General features: G+C 63.9%; 19 protein-coding genes. 10 read left to right on the forward strand and 9 right to left on the reverse strand.

Annotated elements, in window-relative coordinates; all coding sequences use genetic code 11:
• The first annotated feature begins 63 nt into the window (after positions 1 to 63).
• Together HNE05_RS13650 and HNE05_RS13655 are read left to right on the forward strand one after the other, a co-directional pair.
• Positions 64 to 2211, forward strand: a complete 2148-nt coding sequence (locus HNE05_RS13650) for a type I secretion system permease/ATPase (RefSeq protein ID WP_420827008.1) — start codon at positions 64 to 66, stop codon at positions 2209 to 2211.
• A gap of 26 nt (positions 2212 to 2237) precedes the next feature.
• Positions 2238 to 3596: an HlyD family type I secretion periplasmic adaptor subunit gene (locus tag HNE05_RS13655; RefSeq protein WP_173208303.1), complete on the forward strand. Its 1359-nt coding sequence runs from the start codon at positions 2238 to 2240 to the stop codon at positions 3594 to 3596.
• Positions 3597 to 3668: 72 nt separating this feature from the next.
• Here HNE05_RS13655 and HNE05_RS13660 read toward each other — a convergent pair whose 3' ends face one another.
• The 4 genes from HNE05_RS13660 to aceK all read right to left on the reverse strand — a co-directional run bounded on the left by HNE05_RS13660 (position 3669) and on the right by aceK (position 8264).
• The gene (locus tag HNE05_RS13660; RefSeq protein ID WP_173208306.1) at positions 3669 to 4268 is read right to left on the reverse strand and encodes a tRNA-uridine aminocarboxypropyltransferase; all 600 of its coding nucleotides are present in this window, start codon (positions 4266 to 4268) and stop codon (positions 3669 to 3671) included.
• Positions 4269 to 4506: 238 nt separating this feature from the next.
• A complete protein-coding gene (locus HNE05_RS13665) occupies positions 4507 to 6072 on the reverse strand; it encodes a methyl-accepting chemotaxis protein (protein ID WP_173208309.1) in 1566 nt (521 codons plus the stop codon).
• A gap of 217 nt (positions 6073 to 6289) precedes the next feature.
• Entirely contained in the window at positions 6290 to 6418 is a 129-nt protein-coding gene (locus HNE05_RS20580; RefSeq protein WP_275678588.1) for a PA1414 family protein, read from the reverse strand.
• 112 nt (positions 6419 to 6530) lie between these two features.
• Complete coding sequence (aceK, locus tag HNE05_RS13670) at positions 6531 to 8264, reverse strand: bifunctional isocitrate dehydrogenase kinase/phosphatase (RefSeq protein WP_173208312.1); 1734 nt, start codon at positions 8262 to 8264, stop codon at positions 6531 to 6533.
• 861 nt (positions 8265 to 9125) lie between these two features.
• Between aceK and HNE05_RS13675 the strand changes: the two genes are divergently transcribed.
• The 3 genes from HNE05_RS13675 to arsJ all read left to right on the forward strand — a co-directional run bounded on the left by HNE05_RS13675 (position 9126) and on the right by arsJ (position 11996).
• On the forward strand, positions 9126 to 9470 hold the full coding sequence (locus tag HNE05_RS13675; protein WP_173208315.1) for a metalloregulator ArsR/SmtB family transcription factor: 345 nt from the start codon (positions 9126 to 9128) through the stop codon (positions 9468 to 9470).
• Positions 9471 to 9506: 36 nt separating this feature from the next.
• Positions 9507 to 10511, forward strand: coding sequence for an ArsJ-associated glyceraldehyde-3-phosphate dehydrogenase (locus HNE05_RS13680; protein ID WP_173208317.1), 1005 nt, complete (start codon positions 9507 to 9509; stop codon positions 10509 to 10511).
• Positions 10512 to 10769: 258 nt separating this feature from the next.
• Positions 10770 to 11996, forward strand: coding sequence for an organoarsenical effux MFS transporter ArsJ (gene arsJ, locus HNE05_RS13685; RefSeq protein ID WP_173208320.1), 1227 nt, complete (start codon positions 10770 to 10772; stop codon positions 11994 to 11996).
• Between the two features lie 145 nt (positions 11997 to 12141).
• On the opposite strand, the gene HNE05_RS13690 is transcribed toward arsJ, so the two are convergent.
• From HNE05_RS13690 to HNE05_RS13710, 5 genes are all read right to left on the reverse strand, one after another.
• A complete protein-coding gene (locus HNE05_RS13690; RefSeq protein ID WP_173208323.1) occupies positions 12142 to 12384 on the reverse strand; it encodes a DUF6868 family protein in 243 nt (80 codons plus the stop codon).
• Positions 12385 to 12468: 84 nt separating this feature from the next.
• Complete coding sequence (locus HNE05_RS13695; protein ID WP_173208326.1) at positions 12469 to 12780, reverse strand: chaperone modulator CbpM; 312 nt, start codon at positions 12778 to 12780, stop codon at positions 12469 to 12471.
• 3 nt (positions 12781 to 12783) lie between these two features.
• Positions 12784 to 13728, reverse strand: coding sequence for a DnaJ C-terminal domain-containing protein (locus HNE05_RS13700; RefSeq protein ID WP_173208329.1), 945 nt, complete (start codon positions 13726 to 13728; stop codon positions 12784 to 12786).
• Between the two features lie 106 nt (positions 13729 to 13834).
• Complete coding sequence (locus tag HNE05_RS13705; RefSeq protein ID WP_173208332.1) at positions 13835 to 14071, reverse strand: thioredoxin family protein; 237 nt, start codon at positions 14069 to 14071, stop codon at positions 13835 to 13837.
• A gap of 18 nt (positions 14072 to 14089) precedes the next feature.
• Positions 14090 to 15094, reverse strand: coding sequence for a permease (locus HNE05_RS13710; protein ID WP_173208335.1), 1005 nt, complete (start codon positions 15092 to 15094; stop codon positions 14090 to 14092).
• Positions 15095 to 15669: 575 nt separating this feature from the next.
• Between HNE05_RS13710 and nirB the strand changes: the two genes are divergently transcribed.
• From nirB to modC, 5 genes are all read left to right on the forward strand, one after another.
• On the forward strand, positions 15670 to 18225 hold the full coding sequence (nirB, locus tag HNE05_RS13715) for a nitrite reductase large subunit NirB (RefSeq protein ID WP_173208338.1): 2556 nt from the start codon (positions 15670 to 15672) through the stop codon (positions 18223 to 18225).
• A complete protein-coding gene (nirD, locus tag HNE05_RS13720) occupies positions 18225 to 18602 on the forward strand; it encodes a nitrite reductase small subunit NirD (protein WP_173208341.1) in 378 nt (125 codons plus the stop codon). Before nirB ends, nirD begins: the two co-directional genes overlap by 1 nt.
• A 228-nt stretch (positions 18603 to 18830) precedes the next feature.
• A complete protein-coding gene (gene modA / locus HNE05_RS13725) occupies positions 18831 to 19589 on the forward strand; it encodes a molybdate ABC transporter substrate-binding protein (RefSeq protein ID WP_173208344.1) in 759 nt (252 codons plus the stop codon).
• 132 nt (positions 19590 to 19721) lie between these two features.
• Positions 19722 to 20402: a molybdate ABC transporter permease subunit gene (gene modB / locus HNE05_RS13730; protein WP_173208347.1), complete on the forward strand. Its 681-nt coding sequence runs from the start codon at positions 19722 to 19724 to the stop codon at positions 20400 to 20402.
• Between the two features lie 15 nt (positions 20403 to 20417).
• The gene (gene modC / locus HNE05_RS13735; RefSeq protein ID WP_420827009.1) at positions 20418 to 21515 is read left to right on the forward strand and encodes a molybdenum ABC transporter ATP-binding protein; all 1098 of its coding nucleotides are present in this window, start codon (positions 20418 to 20420) and stop codon (positions 21513 to 21515) included.
• Positions 21516 to 21754: the final 239 nt, after the last annotated feature.

Raw genomic sequence — 21754 nt, forward strand, 5'->3', positions numbered from 1 at the left:
TGCCTGGAAACGATTCACCCGCTGTTTCCAGGCAACCTCTCAGGAGTAGTGACCTTGACCACCATGGAACGGAAGCCTTCCGACGACCAGCGGCAAAGTCACGATGACCCGCTGCTGGATGGATTACTGATTCTCTGCAACCTGCATGATTGCTCCGCCAGCCGGGCCAGCCTTACCGCCGGCCTGCCCATGCCGGAACAACGCCTGAGCGCTGAACTCCTGCCACGTGCAGCAGCACGGGCCGGCCTGCAAGGGCGCATATTGCGCCGTGACCTCACCGCCATCTCACCGCTCAACCTTCCCGTACTGCTATTGCTGAAAGACGGCCGCAGTGCCGTGCTACGCAAGTTCGGCCCCAAGAACCAGCTACTGATCCTGCCGTGCGAAGCAGAAGGCGGCGAGCAATGGGTCAGCCGGGAACACCTGCTGCTGGAGTATTCCGGTCAGGCTTTCTTCGCCCGGCCGCGGCATGAACTGGAAGATGTCCGCACACCGCTGGTACCGCGCATAGACGCCTGGTTTCGCGACACCCTCAAACTGTCACGCTGGCTGTATACCGACGCGGTGCTCGCCAGCCTGCTGATCAACCTGCTGGGCTTGATGGTGCCGCTGTTCGTCATGCAAACCTATGACCGCGTGGTGCCCAACCAGGCCACGTCGACTCTGTGGGTGCTGGTCATCGGCCTGTTCATCGGCAGCGGTTTCGAACTGCTGCTGCGCGTACTGCGGGCGCATCTACTCGATATTGCCGGCAAGAAGACCGACGTGGTGCTATCCGCCACCCTGTTCGAGCGCATCACCGGCATGTCGATGAAGGCACGACCAGCCACCATCGGCGGGTTTGCCCAGAGCATCCACGACTTCCAGGGCCTGCGCGAATTCCTTACCGCCGTCACCCTGACCAGCCTGATCGACCTGCCCTTCTCCATCCTCATGATCGTGGTCATTGGCCTGCTGGGGGGGTGGCTGGTGGTCATTCCCCTGCTGGCCTTCCCGATTACTGCCATTTTCGCCCTGGTGATCCAGTCGCGCCTGCGTGACACCGTACAGAAAAGTCTCGCCTTGGGCGCCGAGCGCCAGGCGCTACTGATCGAGACCCTCAGCGGCCTGGAAACCCTCAAGGCCTGCAGCGCCGAAAGCGAGCGTCAGCATCACTGGGAAAAAACCCATGGCGCCCTCACCCGCCTGGATAACCACAGTCGCTTCCTCGCGTCACTGGCCACCAACGGCACCATGTTCTTCCAGCAGTTCGCCGGCATGGCCACCATAGTCTCCGGGGTCTACATCATCATCGCCGGGCACCTCAGCGTGGGGGCTCTGGTGGCCTGCTACATGCTCGGCAGCCGCGTACTCGCCCCCTTAGGGCAAATCGCCGGGCTGATCACCCGCTACCAGCAAGCACGCCTGACCATGACCAGCACGGATGCGCTGATGGCTTTGCCGCAGGAACGCGAGGCCAAGCAGCGCCCACTGGAACGTACCCATCTGAAAGGCGCACTCGATATACGCCAGGTCAGCTTCAGCTATCCGGGCCAGAGCACCCCGGCCCTGATCAAAGTCAGCCTGCGCATGAATGCCGGCGAGCGAATCGGCATCATCGGCCGTAGCGGCTCGGGCAAAAGCACGCTGGCACGGCTGGTGATGAACTTCTACAGCCCGGACGAAGGCCAGATTCTTCTCGACGGCCTCGATCTGCGCCAGCTGGATGTCGCCGACCTGCGCCACCAGATCGGCTATGTCGCCCACGACCTGCCCCTGTTATCGGGCAGCTTGCGCGACAATCTGACGTTGGGCGCCCGCTATGTCAGTGATACGCGCATGCTCGAAGTGGCAGAAATGACCGGGGTTTCCGAACTGGCCCGGCAACACCCGCAAGGTTTCGATCGCCCGGTGGGGGAGCGCGGCCAGCTGCTTTCCAGCGGCCAGCGCCAGGCCGTATTGCTGGCCAGGGCCCTGCTGCTCGACCCACCCATTCTGCTGTTCGACGAGCCGACCAGCGCCATGGACAACACCAGCGAAGACATCCTGCGCAACCGCCTGCACAGCCTGGCGCAGGGCAAGACCGTACTGCTGATCACCCACCGCGCCTCGATGCTCAGCATGGTCGATCGCCTGGTGGTGCTCGACAATGGCCATGTCGTCGCCGATGGCCCTAAAGAAGCGGTGATCGAGGCCCTGCGCAAGGGTCGCGTCGGCCCGGCGGCGGTATAAAGCGCGCCACCCTGTGGAGGTCGTGCATGGAACTGACTCAATCGATCCGCGATTACTTCGGCAGCCTGCAGAAACACAAGCAGGACACCGAGTTCATGCCCGAAGTAGACGGTGCCATTCTGGAAGACTCGCCCTGGCTGGCCCGGGCCACGGTGTGGTCGGTCAGTGCCTGCCTGCTGGTGGCGCTGATCTGGGCCAAGTTCGCCGTACTGGAGGAAGTCACCACCGGCGAAGGCAAAGCCATTCCGTCCAGCAAGATACAGGTCATCCAGAACCTGGAAGGCGGCATCGTCACCGAGATTTTCGTGCGCGAAGGCCAGGTGGTGAACAAGGGCGATACCCTGCTGCGTCTCGACGACACCCGCTTTCTTTCCAACCGTGGCGAGAGCGAAGCCGATCGCATGGCCCTGGTCGCTCGCGTGGAGCGCCTCAGCGCCGAAGCCGAAGGACGCCCACTGGCATTGCCCGAGGAGCTGGTGAAACAAGCCCCGCAACTGGTCGAAGACGAAATGGCGCTGTATGGCGCGCGCCAGCAACGCCTGCACAGCGAGCAGAACACCCTGCGCGAACAGCTGCAGCAAAAGACCCAGGAACTCGCCGAATTTCGCGCCAAGTCCCAGCAATACCGTTCCAGCCTGGGGCTGCTCCAGCAGGAGCTGAACATGTCGCAGCCACTGGTGGAAACCGGGGCGATCTCCCAGGTGGAAATCCTCCGCCTGCGCCGTAGCGCCGTCGAGGTGCGCGGCTCCCTGGATGCAACCAACCTGGCCATCCCGCGCGCCGAGTCGGCCATCGAGGAGATCAAGAGCCGCATTGAGGAATCCGAGCTGGCCTTTCGCTCGGATGCCTTCAAGGAACTCAACGAGATGCGCACCGAGCTGAAGAAGATCACCTCTACCAGCGTGGCCATCGATGACCGGGTAACCCGCACCACCGTGGTATCCCCCGTGTACGGCATCATCAAGCTGCTCAAGGTCAACACCATTGGCGGCGTGGTCCAGCCGGGTGATGCCATGGTCGAAGTGGTACCGCTGGAAGACAACCTGCTGATCGAGGCCAAGGTACGCCCGCAGGATGTGGCCTTCCTCCACCCCGGCCAGAAGGCCATGGTCAAGTTCACCGCCTACGACTACACCATCTATGGTGGACTGAAGGCCAAACTGGAACTGATCAGCGCCGACACCATCACCGACGAGGAAGGCAACAGCTTCTACCTGATCCAGGTACGCACCGACCAGAGTCACCTGGGCACCAAGGAACACCCCCTGCTGATCATTCCAGGCATGGTGGCCACCGTCGACATCATCACCGGCGAGAAGAGCGTGCTGGATTACCTGCTCAAGCCCGTGCTCAAAGCCCGCTCGGAAGCGCTGCGCGAACGGTGAGCAATGCTGTAGCCCGGATGCAATCCGGGACCCTGCCGAACTGAACACGAAAACGCCCGGACTACATCCGGGCTACGACTTCTGGTGATTGCGCAGAAAAGTTTCCTCTCCCATCGCTGCAATCTGCCCCTCAATCAGTGCCTCGAACGGTCGCAGCAGCTCATCGAAACAGGCCGGTTCTTCCTGCAGGTTCAGGGCCACAGTGATTGCCTCGATCGTGGCCAGCGCCCCCTCCCCCGGCGCCTTGCGCAGGCGATAGCGTGACTGCAGGCCCGCCGGCAAACAGACCCGTGGCAGCTCAGCCAGCAGCGGATTCAGATGCAATAGTTTGCGTGCCTTGCGCCAGGTGCCATCGGGCACCACCAGCAATAGCGGGCGATCATCCTTCGGCACGCTGGCCAACGGCAGCTCCTGCGCCTCTTCCCCGGGGAACAACAGGCAGGCGCGATACTCACTGCTCAGCCACTGCTGCAGATCGGCAAACACCTCGCCCACCTTGAGTTCGGCATTCATCAGCCCCAATGCCGCCAACCTAGCGGTGTTGAGGGCATGCGCCACCTCGTCCGGATGCTGCAAGATCAACACCCGTGTACGGCTTGGCAGGCTCGGAATCAGGTGACACAGGCAATGGTTCTGCGGTCGAACACAACGCTCGCAGCGGGGTCGGGACATACGGACACTCCTTGGGCCGCGCAGTGTGCCATAGCCGCTTCAGCCAACGCAGTCGTAGCACGGCGGCCGTTGGCCAGCCGCGCGGCGAAATCTATTCAGCGTGGCAAAAGCGGCGAGCCTGAACCCATAACGCTCAGCCTGCGCCTCAGCCACGGGTTATTGGCAAACAACACAATTGCGCAGCTGAAAAAACAAAACCCGGCCGGTGCCGGGTCTTGTCGTCTGACACCTATCTGGTTCAGCGGTTAAAGCGTTCCGCCAGGCTGTGCAGGTACTCGGCCATCTGCTCCAGCTCCCGTCCAATCGTTGCCCCCTGCTGCGCCTGGCCGGCGCTGTGATCGGAGAGCTGGGCAATGCGGGTAATCTGCCGGCTGATGTCCTCGGCAACATGGCTCTGCTGTTCCGAAGCAGCGGCCATCTGCTGGCTCATGCCGGTGATGCGGGTCACCGCCGTGCTGATACCCACCAGCGCCTCACGCACTTCTTCGACGCTTTGCACGCTCTCGCGCGAAATCGCCTCGCCCCTGCCGGCGGTTTGCACCGCCCGCTCCGCCCCACTGCGCAGGGAAGCAATGATCTGGTGGATCTGTTCCGTGGATTCACGAGTACGCCCAGCCAAGGCCCGCACCTCATCGGCCACCACGGCAAAGCCTCGGCCCTGCTCACCTGCTCGCGCCGCCTCGATCGCCGCGTTGAGGGCCAACAGATTGGTCTGTTCCGCGATTGAGGTGATGACGTCAGCCACACTGCCAATCGATTGGGTGGAGCTGGCTAGGTCATTCACTGCCTGGCCGATTTCCTGCACGGCACCCGCCATATGCTGCATGGCCTGCAGGCTGCTATCGGCAAGATGACGGCCCTGCTGCGCCAGACGGTCTGCCTCTTCGGCGGCATGCGAGGTGTTCTGCACGTTGTGCGTCACTTCCTGAATGGTGGCCGCCATCTGGTTGATCGCCGTCGCCGACTGGTCCGTCTCGCTGCGCTGCTGATCCAGCAGTTCGGCGCCGGAGCGCGACAGCTCGGCGGATTGTGCAGCGCGCTTGCGCACGCTCTCGCCAGCATCTTCCAGGCGGGTCAGGGCGGTCTGCAGACGCGCCTCCTCGCTGATCATGGCCATGTCGAGCAGTGCTTGGGCGCCGCGATTGTCGCTATAGGTCAGGGCGACCAGGGCACTGGTGAAGGCCTTGGGGTGCTCGGCCAGGGTGTTGCGAATCAGCTGGCGCTTGCTGTACAGCTGGTAAGAGCCGAGACCGAACATCACCACGAAGATGAATAGAAGCAGCCAGAAACCGCTCAGCACCGAATGGCCCGCCAGAATGACCAGGCCGGCCAGAATCAGCGGCCAGGAGCGCAACAGGTCATAGGTCAGGTATTCCAGGTTGGGCACAGGCGGCTTGCCGGCACGCAAACGCGCATAGAGATTCTCGGCGCGCCTCTTTTGCTCTTCAGTGGGCACCGAGCGAACCGACTCATAACCGGACATTTTGCCGTTCTCGTAGACCGGCGTGACATAGGCGCTGACCCAGTAGTAATCGCCATTCTTCGAGCGATTCTTGACCACGCCCATCCAGGGCTTGCCTTGCTTGATGGTTTCCCACATGTGGGCAAATACCGGGGGCGGCATGTCCGGATGGCGCACCATGTTATGCGGCTGGCCGATCAGCTCTTCGCGGGAAAACCCACTGATCTCGACAAAGGCGTCGTTGCAATAAGTGATATTGCTGTTCAGGTCGGTCGTTGAAATAAGGCGTTCGGCCGCAGGAAAGGTTCTTTCCCGCTGGGATACAGGGAGATTTTGACGCATGGGGATCATCCTTGGACAAGGTTGACGGTGGACTTCCAGCTCACACAAATAGGGTCTAGCACAGCCGTGCAAAAACACCATTTAAAGTGTGCCATTAGCCCAACATCACCCGAGCCATGCCCCACACCACAGGCAAGCCATTACTCTCTGCCAGGCAGAGGGCAACGGGCCTCGAACAGGTAGGTCTTGCGCCTACCGGTCTACTCGCGTTCTAGCGTCAATGCGTGGATTTGCGCGGGTCGCGCGGCGGCTCTCTACGCACCGGGATCGGCTGCATGCGTGGCGGCTCGATCAGGCCCAGCACGGTGAGAAACTGGCGAACAGCATTGTGCAATCGGGCTTTCATGCGACGTCCTCCTGCCGTGAACAAAGCGGTAGGGCTGCAACTGCAGCCACTACCTTTGAGCATAGGCTAGCTCGCGCCAGGACGAGGTAACTTGTCGCAGATCAGCGCCGCCTCACTGAATGCTGTCGGCGAACTCCTTGCGCCGATAGGGGAACACATCGATCACCTTGCCAGCGCGAATCGCTTCCTGCAGGCCCTTCCAGTAGTCCGCGTCGTACAGGTCGCCATGCAACTGGCTGAACAGCCGACGCTGGCCGATATCGGCGAACAGGAACGGCGGGAATTCCTCGGGGAATACATCCAGCGGCGCCACCGAATACCAGGGCTCGGAGGCCATCTCGTCTTCCGGATAACGCGGCGGCGGAATACGCCGAAAGTTGGCCTCGGTCAGGTAGCAGATCTCGTCGTAGTCGTAGAACACCACCCGGCCATGACGAGTCACGCCGAAGTTCTTCAGCAGCATGTCGCCGGGGAAAATATTCGCCGCTGCCAGCTGCTTGATGGCCAGGCCGTAGTCTTCCAGCGCCTCGCGCACCTGGGCCTCGTTGGCATGTTCCAGGTAGATGTTCAGCGGGGTCATGCGCCGCTCGGTCCAGCAGTGGCGGATCAGCACGGTATCGCCGTTTTCGATCTCCACCGTGGACGGTGCCACGTCCAGCAGTTCGGCCAGGCACTCGGGATCGAACTTGGCCTTGGGGAAACGGAAGTCGGCGAACTCCTGGGTATCGGCCATGCGCCCGACCCGGTCGACGCTCTTCACCAGGCGGTACTTCTCGATCACCGTGGCGCGGTCGACGTTCTTCGACGGCGAGAAGCGGTCCTTGATGATCTTGAACACCGTATTGAAGCCCGGCAGGGTGAACACGCTCATGACCATGCCGCGCACGCCCGGCGCCATGATGAACTTGTCATCGGTGCTGGCCAGGTGATTGATCAACGAGCGATAGAACTCCGACTTGCCGTGTTTGTAGAAACCGATTGAGGTGTACAGCTCGGCGATGTGCTTGCCCGGCAGGATGCGTTTGAGGAAGCCGATGAACTCCGCCGGAATCTCCACCCGCACCATGAAGTAGGAACGGGTGAAGGAGAAGATGATCGAGACTTCCGCCTCGTCGGTGATCAAGGTGTCGATCTGGATGCCCTGCCCCTCGCGGTGCAGCAAGGGGATGACCAGCGGCCACTGCTCGTCGCGGGTGAAGATGCGCCCGACCAGGTAGGCGCCCTTGTTGCGGTACAGGGTGAAGGAAAACAGCTCGATGCACAGCTCCGGGTCCTTGCACACCCAGTCCGGCAGGTTATTGCGCAGCTGCCCTTCCAGGCGGTTGATATCGCGTTCGAGGTTCTCGAAGCCGACGCTGAAGCGGTAGTCACTGAACACCGCATGCAAGGCCTGCTGCAGATTGCCCTGCGGCTTGTAGCTGCGCGTTTGCGGGGCGCTGGTCTGCGGACGCAGGGACGGCCGCGTGGTGTGAATGAACATGCAGCCATCGCTGATCTGGTCATGGCTGAACAGGCCGCAGAAGATCGAGTTGAACCAGGTTTCCGCCAACTCATCGTCGAAACGCTGGTCAATCAGCGTGATGTAGGCGCTTTTCACCAGGGGCCACAGTTCAACATCCAGCAGGAATTCGTCGCTGAAGCTGGCCCGCAGACGCTCACCCACTTCGCTGACTTTCTCTTCGTAGAGGTTGATCCGCGCAGCCGAAGCGGCCTGCGCCTCCTGCCACAGCGCCTGCTCGAAGCGCGCGCGGGCGCCATTGGTGATCTCACGGAAATGCTCGCGATAGTCGTCGAAGCCGTCGAGGATCAGGCGGGCGATATCTGCGGCTGGCCGTTGCTGCGCCATGGGAAAGCCTCTGCTGCGTTTGCGGAAACGCGAGCTTAGCCAGAGCCGCGCGCCAGGGAAAGCCACAAACCACTCCCTAGGGTCTGTTCCCGTTTCGTTCACGGCCGCGACGGAGCCTGTTTTTGCGCGGGGCTAGGCGCGAGACGCGAGGTTTGGTCGTCCAAATGAGCCGTCGAGTAACGACGTCACGCGCGAAAACAGGCCCGTCCCTTCGGGTTGCGCGCAAAATCGCGCCATGCGTCGTTGCGGGACTTACCAAGGGAATGCCATTGCCTGCGTCCCGCTCCTAGCCTGGCGCGATTTTGCGCAGCAACGCGGTTCGCGAACGAAACGGGAACAGACCCTAGCGCCTGGATTCGCCAGCCGAGACAAAGTCATCGGGCAAAAAGAAGGCGGTGTCCGGGGAAGGGGCACCGCCTTAAAGCACTGAAGAATTGAACCCTGGGCTCAGATCAGCAGCAGATAGACCGCCGAGCCGCCCGGCAAGCTGCCAGGTCGGTCAGATAAGACTGTTAGATCAGGACGTGGACCTCGATCAGGCGAGGGCGCGCAGCGCATCCACAGGGAATGGATGGCTGAAAAATCAGGAGAGGGGCCGCGCAAGGCGCAGGCGAGTGCAGCGAAGTCGACATGGCATCCTTTCCAGAGTCGTTCTTGAGGGTGGCGATTCTAAGCCCATTACCCACTGCCGTGCCGAGGGAGATGGCCGGGCTGTGAGGCATTTCGAAAAAATGCCTGATCACTTTGCAGCGAGAAACCTGGGCCAATTGCGCGTTTCATGAGCCACACGCTCTACAAGTGGGTTTACCAAATATTCGAATATCCATATATTTGGCAAAACAGATATGAAGAATTCCTGCCATGACTCCCACCCACGTCTTCAAATGCCTGGCCGATGACACCCGCGTGCGCCTGCTGCTGCTGGTCACCGGCGAAGGCGAGCTGTGCGTGTGCGAACTGACCTGCGCCCTGGACGAAAGCCAGCCGAAGATCTCCCGCCACCTGGCGCAACTGCGTACCTGCGGCCTGCTGGCCGATCGCCGCCAGGGCCAGTGGGTGTACTACCGCCTGCACCCCGAGTTGCCGGAATGGGTGCTGAGCATCCTGCGCACCACTCTGGAGGCCAACCGCGACTGGCTCAACCCTGTCACCCAGCGTCTGCACTGCATGGATGGCCGCCCCGCACGTGCCACGGCCTGCTGCTAGATAACGCCCACATCAATCCCCTCAGGAAAATCCCATATGACCATCAAAGTTGGTATCAACGGCTTCGGCCGCATCGGACGCCTGGCCCTGCGCGCCGCCTGGGGCTGGCCGGAGCTGGAGTTCGTGCAGATCAACGACCCGGCCGGCGACGCCGCCACCCACGCCCACCTGCTGAATTTCGATTCGGTGCATGGACGCTGGCAGCATGAAGCGAGCAGCGCCGGCGACTGCGTGGTGATCGACGGCAAGTCGATCAAGGTCACGGCCAACAAGGCCATCGCCGACACCGACTGGAGCGGCTGCGACCTGGTGATCGAGGCCAGCGGCAAGATGAAGACCGTCGCAGTGCTGCAGGGCTACCTGGATCAGGGCGTGAAACGCGTGGTGGTCAGCGCCCCGGTGAAGGAGGCCGGCGCACTCAACGTGGTGATGGGGGTCAACCAGCAGCTGTTCGACCCGGCCGTGCACCGCATCGTCACCGCCGCCTCCTGCACCACCAACTGCCTGGCGCCGGTGGTCAAGGTGATCCACGAAAAACTCGGCATCCGCCACGGCTCGATCACCACCATCCACGACCTGACCAACACCCAGAGCATCCTCGACCAGCCGCACAAGGACCTGCGTCGCGCCCGCGCCTCGGGCATGAGCCTGATCCCCACCACCACCGGTTCGGCCACGGCGATTGCCGAGATCTTCCCCGAACTGCGCGGCAAGCTGAACGGCCACGCCGTACGCGTGCCACTGGCCAACGCCTCGCTGACCGACTGCGTATTCGAGGTCGAGCGCGCCACCACGGCCGATGAGGTCAACGCCCTGCTCAAGGCTGCGGCTGACGGCCCGCTGGCTGGCATCCTCGGTTTTGAGGAACGCCCACTGGTGTCCATCGACTACCGCACCGACCCGCGCTCCTCGATCATCGATGCGCTGTCGACCTTGGTAGTCAACGGCACCCAGGTGAAGATCTATGCCTGGTACGACAACGAGTGGGGCTACGCCAACCGCACCGTGGAGCTGGCGCGGATGGTCGGGATAGCCGGCTAAACGTAGCCCGGATGCAATCCGGGACGTTGGGGGAAATGTCCACCCCGGATTACATCCGGGCTACCCCTCTCCCCCGGCCCCTCTCCCGTGAACGGGAGAGGGGAGACAAGCCCACGCGGCATCCAGCCCACACGAGCAACCCCCTCGCCCCTTTGGGGGAGACGACTGCAAGGATGCAGGAGGTAGGGCGGCGCAGGATGCCAAAGCCGAGGGTTGGGGAGAGGGGCCCAGGCCCCGTATAACACTCAGGAAACACCCATGCGCCCGCTCTCACAGCTATCGCCAGAAATCCGCCAGTACCTGCTGGTAACCGGCAACTACTGGGCCTTCACCCTCACCGACGGCGCCCTGCGCATGCTGGTGGTGCTGCACTTCCACAGCCTCGGCTACTCGCCACTGCAGATCGCCGCGCTGTTCCTGTTTTACGAAATCTTCGGCGTGGTCACCAATCTGCTCGGTGGCTACCTGGGCGCACGCCTGGGTCTGAATCGCACCATGAACCTCGGTCTCGGCCTGCAGGTCGCGGCGCTGTTGATGCTCACCGTACCGGCCGCCTGGCTGACAGTGCCCTGGGTGATGGGCGCGCAGGCGCTGTCGGGCATCGCCAAGGACCTCAACAAGATGAGCGCCAAGAGCTCGATCAAGCTGCTGGTACCCGATAGCCAGCAAGGCACCCTGTACAAGTGGGTGGCGATTCTCACCGGCTCGAAGAACGCGCTCAAGGGCGTCGGCTTCTTCCTCGGTGGCGCCCTGCTCGCCCTGCTCGGCTTCACTGGCGCAGTGCTGGGCATGGCCGCCGCGCTGGCGCTGATCTGGCTGGCCAGCCTGTGGCTGCTGCAGAAAGATCTGGGCAAGGCCAAAGCCAAACCCAAGTTCCGCGAGCTACTGTCCAAAAGCCGGGCAATCAACATCCTCTCGGCCGCCCGCTTGTTCTTGTTCGGCGCCCGCGATGTGTGGTTCGTGGTGGCCTTGCCGGTGTACCTGTCCAGCGTGTTCGGCTGGGACTTCTGGCTGGTCGGCGGTTTCCTCGCCTGCTGGGTGATCGGCTACGGCATCATCCAGTCGTTCGCCCCGGCGATTACCGGCAAGCGCAGCGGCCAGGTCCCGGACGGCCGCGCCGCCTTCATCTGGGCCGCACTGCTGGCCGGTCTGCCGGCAGCCATCGCCCTGGGCTTGCAAGCCGACGGATCGGAGCACTGGGTGCTGCTCGGCGGCTTGCTGCTGTTCGGCGTGCTGTTCGCGGTGAACTCCTCGCTGCACAGCTACCTGATCGTCAGCTATGCCAAGGAAGACGGCGTGTCGCTGGACGTGGGCTTCTACTACATGTCCAACGCCCTCGGCCGGCTGCTAGGCACCCTGCTCTCCGGCTGGGTCTACCAGGTTTATGGATTGGCAGCGTGCCTATGGATTTCCTCGGCCTTCGTGCTGGCGGCGGCGCTGATCTCTCTGGGTCTGCCCAGGCATGCCAAGGGGCTGGCACGCTAGGACGCTCGCACAGTCTCCGGTGCCAGGCTCATCGGCGGAAACTGCTGCGCAGTTTTCCCCTCTGTGAGGACTTGAGTCCTGGCGCAGGGTGACCCCAAGCGAGTTAAGGCCACGTAGCACCCGCCACGTGGTGCCATTCCCGCTTTCAAAAAATGATGGAAAGCGCGATTAACGGCACCAGGTTGAAGAGAACAACCCCGATTTTGTACACGGTAACGCCCCCATAGTTCAGGGCATCAAAACTCTCTACGGACAATTTGAACCACCGGGTATGCATGCGATACACCCAATCATGGGCAAACACGAATACACCAAACCACAGGAAGAGCACCCCGTAGTTGATGATGGAGCTCCAGATCAGGAACGCCTTCAGTTCGCTTACCATCATGGCAACACTCCTTATGGCAACTAACGCTTTGCTTATCCGCCATTAGGCGGCACGGCGCGAACCCGAGCGAGACGTGGAACAGGCTCAGTCCAGACCGGCAGCCTTGAGGCGCCCCTTGAGCCGTGCCACTTCCTCGATCAGGTCGGTGACCAGGGCGGCCAGTTCGGGGTTGGCGTCGAAGTCGCGCTCCAGCGCTACCAGGCGCCGGGCGCGAGCCAACTCGGCACTGCTGAAGCGCCAGTCGGCCGGCTGTTGCCGATTCAATGCGCCGAGCAGGCCGGCCTCAACCCGTTCGACTATCCATACCGATTCGACGGCGCAGGCGCGGGCCAGTTCGTCGAGGTCCAGAGTGACTTCATCCACGACAATGCTGGTGATGATCTCGATCGATGGCATGGCTCACACCCCCATGGTCTGGCGCGGGTTAAAGGGCAGCTCCTGGGCCATCATGGCGTAGAGCTGGCGGGCCTTTTCCGTATCCGCAGGTGGCAGGACGACTTCCAGCAGCAGGTACAAATCACCCGCCGGCTCGCCAGGAATGCCACGGCCCTTGAGGCGCAGCTTGCGCCCCGTCTGCGAATGGGCGGGAATCTTCACCTGCACCTTGCCGGACGGCGTCGGCGCCTCGATGCTCGCGCCCAACGCCGCTTCCCAGGGCGTGACCGGCAGGGTCTCGTAGACATCGCGGCCGTCCACCCGGTAATGCGGATCCGTCTGGAAATGCACCTCCAAGTACAGATCCCCGGCCGGCCCACCGCCGAACCCCGGGCTACCCTGGCCGGTCAGGCGAATCTGCTGGCCTTCACGAATGCCCTTGGGAATCTGCACGTTGAGGCTGTGCTCCTGCATGCTCACCCGGCCCTGGGCATCGGCGCGCGCTTGGCGCAGGCTGATGGTGCGCGTCGCCCCCGCATAGGCATCGCGCAGTTCGATGACAATCTTGGCGTGGTGGTCCTCGCCGCGCATCGACTGCGCCCAGCCCTGGTGGTGGCGACCACGGCCGGCCTGACCGAACAGGTTGGCGAAGAAGTCGCTGTATTCGCCCAGATCCGCAGCAGAGAAATCGCCTCCGGAAAACTCGAAGCCGTTGTCCCACCCCGGTGGCGGCTGGAACTCCTGGCCGTCCTGGTAACGCCCGCCGAGCTGGTCGTAGGCGGCGCGCTTTTCCACGTCGCCGAGCACCGCATAGGCCTCGTTGACCTCCTTCATGCGCACTTCGGCGTCGGCCTCCTTGCTCACGTCGGGGTGATACTTGCGCGCCAGCTTGCGATAGGCCTTCTTGATCGCGTCGGCATCCGCGGCCTTGTCGACGCCGAGAATCTGGTAGTAATCCTTGAACTCCACGAGCCGGACTCCCTTGCGATGGCGTGAATGCAGGCCGTTGAGCCTGCGCTTCTGCTAACGAGTATGGCTGGCCACGGCAGCGCTGCCGTGCGAGCCGACCCGAGGCTCAGTCGGCACGCAGCAACTCGGCGACCTCGGCCGCCGTGAGCACCTTGCCCACCGATACCACCTGGTCGTCGATGGCCAGCGCCGGGGTCGACATCACCCCATGGGCGGCGATCTCGGCGAAGTCGGTGATCTTCACCACCTGCGCCGTCAGCCCCAGGTTGTGCAGGGCCTGCTGGGTGTTTTCGGTCAGGCTGATGCACTTTTTGCAGCCGGAACCGAGAATCTTGATGATCATGCACACACTCCTTGCGGGTCAGATAAGCAGGTAGGCAAAGCGGTTGAACAGCACGCCGATCAGCATGATGCCGACCAGCACGATGCTGAAGAACAGCGCCAGCAGCGGGCCCTTCACCACCTTCTTGAGCATGATCAGCGACGGCAACGACAGGGCCGTAACCGCCATCATGAAGGCCAGCGCGGTGCCCAGGCCGACGCCCTTGGCCACCAGCGCTTCGGCAATCGGCAGGGTGCCGAAGATGTCGGCATACATGGGCACACCCACCAGGGTGGCCAGCGGCACCGCCCACCAGCGGTCCTCGCCGAGCAGTGCCAGCACCATGTCCTGGGGAATCCAGTTGTGGATCGCCGCGCCGATGCCCACGCCGATCAGCACATACAGCCAGACCCGGCCGAACACCTCGCGCACCTGCTCCCAGCTGAACTGCAGGCGGTCGCGGCGGCTCAGCTGGCTGGCCGGCAGATCGAGCACCTTGTTGTGCATGACGAAGGCCTCGACATGGCGCTCCATGCGTGCGCGGCCAATCAGGCTGCCACCGAGCACCGCCAGGACGATGCCCAGCAGCACATAGGCCAGGGCGATCGACCAATTGAAGATGCTCGCCAGCAGGATCACCGAGGCCAGGTCCACCAGCGGCGAAGAAATCAGAAAAGCGAAGGTCACTCCCAGCGGCAGCCCGGAACTGGTGAAGCCGATGAACAGCGGGATCGACGAACAGGAACAGAACGGCGTGACAGTGCCGAGCAGCGCCCCCATCAGGTTGGCGCGCACCCCGCGCAGGCCGCCGAGGATGCGCCGCGTGCGCTCTGGCGGAAAGTAGCTCTGCACCCAGGAAATACTGAAGATCAGCACCCCGAGCAGGATGAAGATCTTGATCACGTCATAGATGAAGAAATGCACGCTGGCGCCGACGCGGCTGGCGGTATCCAGGCCCAGGCCCTCCTCCAGCAACAGGCGCACCAGAGCGGCCAGCCAGTCCATGCGCAGCAGCTGGGCGTTGAGCCAGGCGAAGAGTTCCATGCTCACTGCACTCCATGCCGGACGCCCAGCGCCGCCTGGCCACCGCCGACTATCACCACATCCACCTGGCTCTCCGTCATTGCGTCGCCATGCCTTGCTGGTTGAGATGGGCCCGAGCATAGTCAATCGACGCAGGGCAACAGCTGATCTGCAGCAAGCTTGTTGCGTCAGCGGACACAGACAGCTTCGCGTCCCTGCGCGCACCAACTCAAGGCATACGCCCCATTTCTGCACACGCCGCGAACCGATAACCAGGGCTCACGCCGCGTCTGAGAACTCCGCCCAGCCACTGGCAAAGCCCGTGCGCAGAGGGCTGAGGCCTCATGAACAGGGCCTTTGGCAAACCTGGCACAAGCGCTGCATAGCTCAGGCAAACCCGGCGCACACAAGCGGCCGGGCCACCCAGCGATCAACGGTGATCGACGGCCTAACGGCCTTGGGTGTGGCGGTGAGCGAGGCACAGCAGCCTGGTTATCCATCGCGAATGAACAGGCAAAGGCGCCTGAAACCGCAAGGTTTCAGGCGCTTTTTTTATTGCCGCAGAAAAACCTGATGAGCTTCGGCCGGGAAATGCCATGAACAGCACAGATACCTCCACTGACCAGCAGCGGCTGATCATCATCGGCAACGGCATGGTCGGCCATCATTGCGTCGAGCAGCTGATCGATCGCGGCGCGCTGGCGCAGTACCGCGTGCATGTGTTCAGCGAAGAGCCGCTGCGCGCCTATGACCGCGTGCACCTCTCCGAGTATTTCACCGGCCGTGATGCCGAATCCCTGGCCCTCAGCGGTGCCGAGCTGTACCAGACGCCGGGCGTGACCCTGCACCTGGGCGTGCCGGTGCTGGAGATCGATCGCGAGCGCCGCGAAGTGATCACCGCCGAAGGCAGCTTCCCCTACGACCAGCTGGTACTGGCCAGCGGCTCCTACCCCTTCGTGCCGCCTATTGAAGGCGCCGAGGGCGATTCGCGCCTGGTCTACCGCACCCTGGCCGACCTCGACACCATCCAGGCCGCCGCCAAGAGCGCGCGCCGTGGCGTAGTGGTCGGTGGTGGCCTGCTCGGCCTGGAAGCGGCCAACGCGCTGAAGTCCCTGGGCCTGGAAGCCCATGTGGTGGAATTCGCCCCGCGCCTGATGCCGGTGCAGCTGGACGACCACGGCGGCCTGGCGCTGAAGGCGCAGATCGAAGCCCTGGGCGTCAGCGTGCACCTGTCGCGCGGCACCCAGTCGATCACGCCCGGCAGCGAGTACCGCTACCGGATGAACTTCGCCGGTGACGAATTCCTGGAAACCGACCTGATCGTGTTCTCCGCCGGCATTCGCCCGCAGGACGCCATCGCCAAGCAGTGCGGCCTGGAACTCGGCCCGCGCGGCGGTGTGGCCATCGACAGCCAGTGCCGCACCAGTGACCCGGCGATCTACGCCATCGGCGAGTGCGCGGCGTGGAACGGCGGTATCTTCGGCCTGGTCGCGCCGGGCTACCAGATGGCCCGCAGCGTCGCCACCCAGCTGTGTGGCGAGGACAGCGAGCCGTTCATGGGCGCGGACATGTCGACCAAGCTCAAACTGCTCGGCGTCGACGTCGGCTCCATCGGCGATGCCCACGGCGCCACCGCCGGTTCGCGCAGCTACCGCTTCATCGACGAAGCCAACGCCAGCTACCGCCGCCTGGTGGTATCGGCTGACGGCAAGCAGGCCATCGGCGCCGTGCTGGTCGGCGACAACAGCTACTACGACACCCTGCTGCAGTACGTGCAGAACGGCATCAAGCTGCCGGCCGACCCGTCCTGCCTGATCCTGCCGCAAGGCGAAGGCGCCCCGGCGCTGGGCGCCGACGCCCTGCCGGACACCGCCACCATCTGTTCCTGCCACAACGTCAGCAAGGGCGCGATCTGCTCGGCGATCGACGCCGGCTGCGGAGACCTGGCCGGGCTCAAGGCCTGCACCAAGGCCGCCACTGGCTGCGGCGGCTGCTCGGCACTGCTCAAGCAGGTGTTCGAGCATGAGCTGACCGCCCGCGGCGTGGTGGTGGACAAGAGCCTCTGTGAGCACTTCGCCTACACCCGCCAGGAGCTGTACGGCATCGTCCGCGTCGAAGGCATCGAGAGCTTCGAGGCGCTGCTGGCCAAGCACGGCCGCGGCCATGTCGGTTGCGATATCTGCAAGCCGGCGGTGGGCTCGATCCTCGCCTCCTGCTGGAACCGCTCGATCACCGATCCGGCGCTGGTGCCGCTGCAGGACACCAACGACACCTTTATGGCCAACATGCAGAAGAACGGCACCTACTCGGTGGTGCCGCGTATTCCCGGTGGCGAAATCACCCCGGACGGCCTGCTGGCCATCGGCGCGGTGGCGAAGAAATACGACCTCTACACCAAGATCACCGGCGGCCAGCGCATCGACCTGTTCGGCGCGCAGCTGCACGAACTGCCGGACATCTGGGCCGAACTGATCGCCGCCGGCTTCGAAACCGGCCACGCCTACGGCAAGTCGCTGCGCACGGTGAAGTCCTGCGTGGGCAGCACCTGGTGCCGCTACGGCGTGCAGGACAGCGTGGCCATGGCGCTGCTGCTGGAGGACCGCTACAAGGGCCTGCGCTCGCCGCACAAGATCAAATTCGCCGTCTCCGGCTGCACCCGCGAATGCGCCGAGGCGCAGAGCAAGGACGTTGGCGTGATCGCCACCGAGAATGGCTGGAACCTCTATGTGGCCGGCAACGGCGGCATGCGTCCTCGCCATGCCGAGCTGTTCGCCACCGATCTGGATGACGCCACCCTGATCCGCTACATCGACCGTTTCCTGATGTTCTACGTGCGCACCGCCGACCGTCTGCAACGCACCTCGGTGTGGCGCGAGTCGCTGGAAGGCGGCCTGGATTACCTGAAGGAAGTGATCATCGACGACAGCCTGAATCTCGCCGCCGAACTGGAAGCACAGATGCAGCTGGTGATCGACCGCTACGAGTGCGAATGGGCCAATGCCCTGAAAGACCCGGAGAAGCTCAAGCGCTTCCGCACCTTCGTCAACCAGCAAGGCGGCGACCCGGATATCCAGTTCGTCGAGGAGCGTGGCCAGCGTCGCCCGATCAGCGCCGCCGAACTGCAACTTATTCCAGCCGAGGAGGTGGTCTGATGGGCCAGTCGAGCGCAACCGCAACAGTCGAGCAAACCCGCGTGCAATGGCGCGCCCTGTGCAGCCGTGCCGATCTGGTGGCCAACTCCGGCGTGGTCGCCTGGGTCGACGGCGCCCAGGTGGCGCTGTTCTATCTGCCAGGCGAGGCCAGCGGCAAGCAGCTATATGCCGTGGACAACCGCGACCCCAAGTCCGGCGCCAACGTCATCGGCCGCGGTATTGTCGGCAGCCTGGGTGGCGACCTGGTGATCGCCGCGCCGCTGTACAAGCAGCACTACCGCCTGGAGGACGGCACCTGCCTGGAATACCCGGAGCAGCAGCTGCGCACCTGGCCGGTACGCCTGCAGGATGACACAGTGGAAATCGGCCTGGCCTGATTGCACTGCTGCGCAACACACCGCGAGCCCGCGGCCAGCACCCTTTGCAAGGTGCGGGTCGCGGGCTTTGTCGTTAAATGGCCGTGCTGGGCAAAGCGTATTAGGATGACCACACAGCTCTCAACGCCGCCATGCAGGGGGGATAACGCTGTGCTTATCACCCCTGCGGCAAGCCTGCGCCACTATTCAAACAGTCCAACCTTGCCCCAACGCCAAGGAACCCCCTTCATGCTCCACCCTCTGCGCCACATCCTGTTCACGCTCGGCCTCAGTCTGAGCCTCATTGCCAGTGTCCAGGCAGAACAAGTCCAGGTGGCCGTGGCTGCCAACTTCAGCGCGCCCATACCGGCCATCGCCGAGGGTTTCGAGCAAGCCACCGGGCACACCCTGGTCGCGGCCTACGGCGCCACCGGGCAGTTCTACGCACAGATCAAGAACGGCGCGCCTTTCGAAGTCTTTCTCGCCGCCGACGACAGCACCCCGGCCAGGCTGGAAAGCGAAGGCGAGAGCGTAATCGGCTCGCGCTTCACCTATGCCATCGGCGCCCTCGCCCTGTGGTCGCCGCAGGCCGGTTATGTCGACGCGCAAGGCGCGGTGCTCAAGGCCAACCAGTTCCAGCACCTGGCCATCGCCAACCCGAAAACCGCCCCCTACGGCCTGGCCGCCACCCAGGTGCTGGCCAAGCTGGGCCTGAGCCAGGCCGTGGCGCCCAAGCTGGTCGAGGGCCAGAACATCGCCCAGACCATTCAGTTCGTCGCCAGTGGCAATGCCGAACTGGGCTTCGTCGCCCTGTCGCAGGTGTACAAGGACGGCCGCCTGACCAACGGCTCGGCCTGGCGGGTGCCGGCCGAGTTGCATGAACCGATCCGCCAGGACGCGCTGATCCTCAAAAAGGGCCAGAACAACCCGGCGGCCAAGGCGCTGCTCGACTATCTGCGCAGCGAACCCGCGGCAACGGTGATACGCGCCTACGGTTACCAGCTGTAGCCAGCGGCGCACAGCTTCTTGTAGGGTGCGCCGCGAGTTCTCCGTAGGGCGGGTGCAACCCGCGTGCTCAACGCCGCGGGTTTCACCCGCCCTACACCAGCGCCTCCTGTGCAGCCGAAGGAACACCCAGCAATGCCCCTCACCAGCGCCGACTTCGCCGCCATCGGTTTGACCCTGCAGCTGGCCACGCTGACCACCGTGCTCTTGCTGCTGATTGGCACGCCCATCGCCTGGTGGCTAGCGCGCACCCGTTCCTGGTGGAAGGGCCCGGTCAGCGCCGTGGTCACCCTGCCCCTGGTGCTGCCGCCGACGGTGATCGGCTTCTACCTGCTGGTGACCATGGGCCCGCACGGGCCAATCGGCCAGCTCACCCAGAGCCTGGGGCTGGGCACCCTGCCCTTCAGTTTCGCCGGTCTGGTGGTGGGCTCGATCATCTACTCCATGCCCTTCGTCGTGCAGCCGCTGCAGAACGCCTTCGCCGCCATCGGCGAGCGCCCCCTGGAAGTCGCCGCCACCCTGCGTGCCAGCCCCTGGGATAGCTTTTTCACCGTCGTTCTGCCGCTGGCCAAACCCGGCTTCATTACCGCCGCGGTGCTGGGCTTTGCCCACACCATTGGCGAGTTCGGCGTGGTGCTGATGATTGGCGGCAATATTCCCGGCAAGACCAGCGTGGTCTCGGTGCAGATCTTCAACCACGTCGAGGCCATGGAGTACGCCCAGGCCCACTGGCTGGCCGGCGGCATGCTGCTGTTCTCCTTCCTCATCCTGCTGGCCCTGCACCTCAAGGGCCGCATGCAGCCGGTACGGGTCTGAGCCATGAGCAATGTCATCACCTCGCCCGATAAGCGCCTGCAGGCCCGCTTGCGCCTGGCCCGAGGCGAGTTCCGCCTGGATGTCGATCTGGACCTGCCAGGGCGTGGGGTCACCGCGCTGTTCGGCCCGTCCGGCTCGGGCAAGACCAGCCTGCTGCGCTGCGTGGCAGGCCTGGAGCGCGCCGAGCTCGGCCAGCTGCGGGTCAACGGTGAGTGCTGGCAGGACAGCGCCCACGGCCACTTCCTCGCCCCGCACCAGCGCGCCCTGGGTTACGTGTTCCAGGAAGCCAGCCTATTCGAGCACCTTTCGGTGCGCGGCAATCTGGAATATGGGCGCAAACGCATTCCGGCCGAGCAGCGCCGGGTCAGCCTGGAGCAGGCACTGGCACTGCTCGGCATCGAGCACCTGCTCGAACGCCTGCCGGCCAAGCTGTCCGGTGGTGAACGGCAACGGGTCGCCATCGCCCGCGCACTGCTGACCAGCCCACGCCTGCTGCTGCTGGACGAGCCGCTGGCCGCCCTCGACCCGCAGCGCAAGGCCGAAATCCTGCCCTATCTGGAGCGCCTGCACGACGAACTGGAGATACCGGTGCTCTACGTCAGCCACGCGCCGGATGAGGTGGCACGCCTGGCCGATCATCTGGTGCTGCTGGACCACGGCCAGGTGCAGGCCAGCGGCCCGGTCGACGAGTTGCTGGCACGCCTCGACCTGCCCATGGCCCACAGCGAGGATGCCGGCGTGGTGGTGCAGGCGCGGGTCAGCGGCCACGATGCGCACTATCAACTGCTCAGCCTGGACTTTCCCGACAGCCCGATTGGCCTGCGCATCGCCCATGCCCCGGTCGCCAGCGGCAAGCTGCTGCGGGTCAAGGTGCAGGCCCGCGATGTCAGCCTGAGCCTGGATAAACCGCAGCACAGCAGCATCCTCAACCTGCTGCCGGTGACCGTGCACAGCCAGGCGCCAGCGGACAACCCGGCCCATGTGCTGGTGCGCCTGGACATGCACGGCACGCCGCTGCTGGCGCGCATCACCCGCTACTCGCGCGACCAGCTCGGCCTGCACGATGGCCAGCAGCTGTGGGCGCAGATCAAGTCGGTGGCGCTGCTGGCTTGAAGGCTGACTCGGACCTCGAATACTCCCCTCTCCCACTTGTGGGAGAGGGGCTGGGGGAGAGGGCGTTGGCCCACTCCCCCTCTCCCCAACCCTCGGCTTTAGCTTTCTGCGTCGCTCCGTCGTCTCCCGTAAACGGCAGAGGGCGTAGTCCATGCCTGCGCCCCACGCCGTTATGGCGCTGCAACCAAGATCGGCCACCGCGCCGCGCTTGTCCGCCGCCGCCGAGCGCCCTACCATCC

The sequence above is a fragment of the Pseudomonas campi genome, assembly GCF_013200955.2.
GTDB lineage: Bacteria > Pseudomonadota > Gammaproteobacteria > Pseudomonadales > Pseudomonadaceae > Aquipseudomonas > Aquipseudomonas campi.

Excerpts from the sequence above, each read along its gene's own strand:
- HNE05_RS13650 (WP_420827008.1), top strand. The coding sequence starts at position 64 with ATGGAACGGAAGCCTTCCGACGACCAGCGGCAAAGTCACGATGACCCG.
- HNE05_RS13655 (WP_173208303.1), top strand. The coding sequence starts at position 2,238 with ATGGAACTGACTCAATCGATCCGCGATTACTTCGGCAGCCTGCAGAAA.
- HNE05_RS13660 (WP_173208306.1), bottom strand. The coding sequence starts at position 4,268 with ATGTCCCGACCCCGCTGCGAGCGTTGTGTTCGACCGCAGAACCATTGC.
- HNE05_RS13665 (WP_173208309.1), bottom strand. The coding sequence starts at position 6,072 with ATGCGTCAAAATCTCCCTGTATCCCAGCGGGAAAGAACCTTTCCTGCG.
- HNE05_RS20580 (WP_275678588.1), bottom strand. The coding sequence starts at position 6,418 with ATGAAAGCCCGATTGCACAATGCTGTTCGCCAGTTTCTCACCGTGCTG.
- aceK (WP_173208312.1), bottom strand. The coding sequence starts at position 8,264 with ATGGCGCAGCAACGGCCAGCCGCAGATATCGCCCGCCTGATCCTCGAC.
- HNE05_RS13675 (WP_173208315.1), top strand. The coding sequence starts at position 9,126 with ATGACTCCCACCCACGTCTTCAAATGCCTGGCCGATGACACCCGCGTG.
- HNE05_RS13680 (WP_173208317.1), top strand. The coding sequence starts at position 9,507 with ATGACCATCAAAGTTGGTATCAACGGCTTCGGCCGCATCGGACGCCTG.
- arsJ (WP_173208320.1), top strand. The coding sequence starts at position 10,770 with ATGCGCCCGCTCTCACAGCTATCGCCAGAAATCCGCCAGTACCTGCTG.
- HNE05_RS13690 (WP_173208323.1), bottom strand. The coding sequence starts at position 12,384 with ATGATGGTAAGCGAACTGAAGGCGTTCCTGATCTGGAGCTCCATCATC.
- HNE05_RS13695 (WP_173208326.1), bottom strand. The coding sequence starts at position 12,780 with ATGCCATCGATCGAGATCATCACCAGCATTGTCGTGGATGAAGTCACT.
- HNE05_RS13705 (WP_173208332.1), bottom strand. The coding sequence starts at position 14,071 with ATGATCATCAAGATTCTCGGTTCCGGCTGCAAAAAGTGCATCAGCCTG.
- HNE05_RS13710 (WP_173208335.1), bottom strand. The coding sequence starts at position 15,094 with ATGGAACTCTTCGCCTGGCTCAACGCCCAGCTGCTGCGCATGGACTGG.
- nirB (WP_173208338.1), top strand. The coding sequence starts at position 15,670 with ATGAACAGCACAGATACCTCCACTGACCAGCAGCGGCTGATCATCATC.
- nirD (WP_173208341.1), top strand. The coding sequence starts at position 18,225 with ATGGGCCAGTCGAGCGCAACCGCAACAGTCGAGCAAACCCGCGTGCAA.
- modA (WP_173208344.1), top strand. The coding sequence starts at position 18,831 with ATGCTCCACCCTCTGCGCCACATCCTGTTCACGCTCGGCCTCAGTCTG.
- modB (WP_173208347.1), top strand. The coding sequence starts at position 19,722 with ATGCCCCTCACCAGCGCCGACTTCGCCGCCATCGGTTTGACCCTGCAG.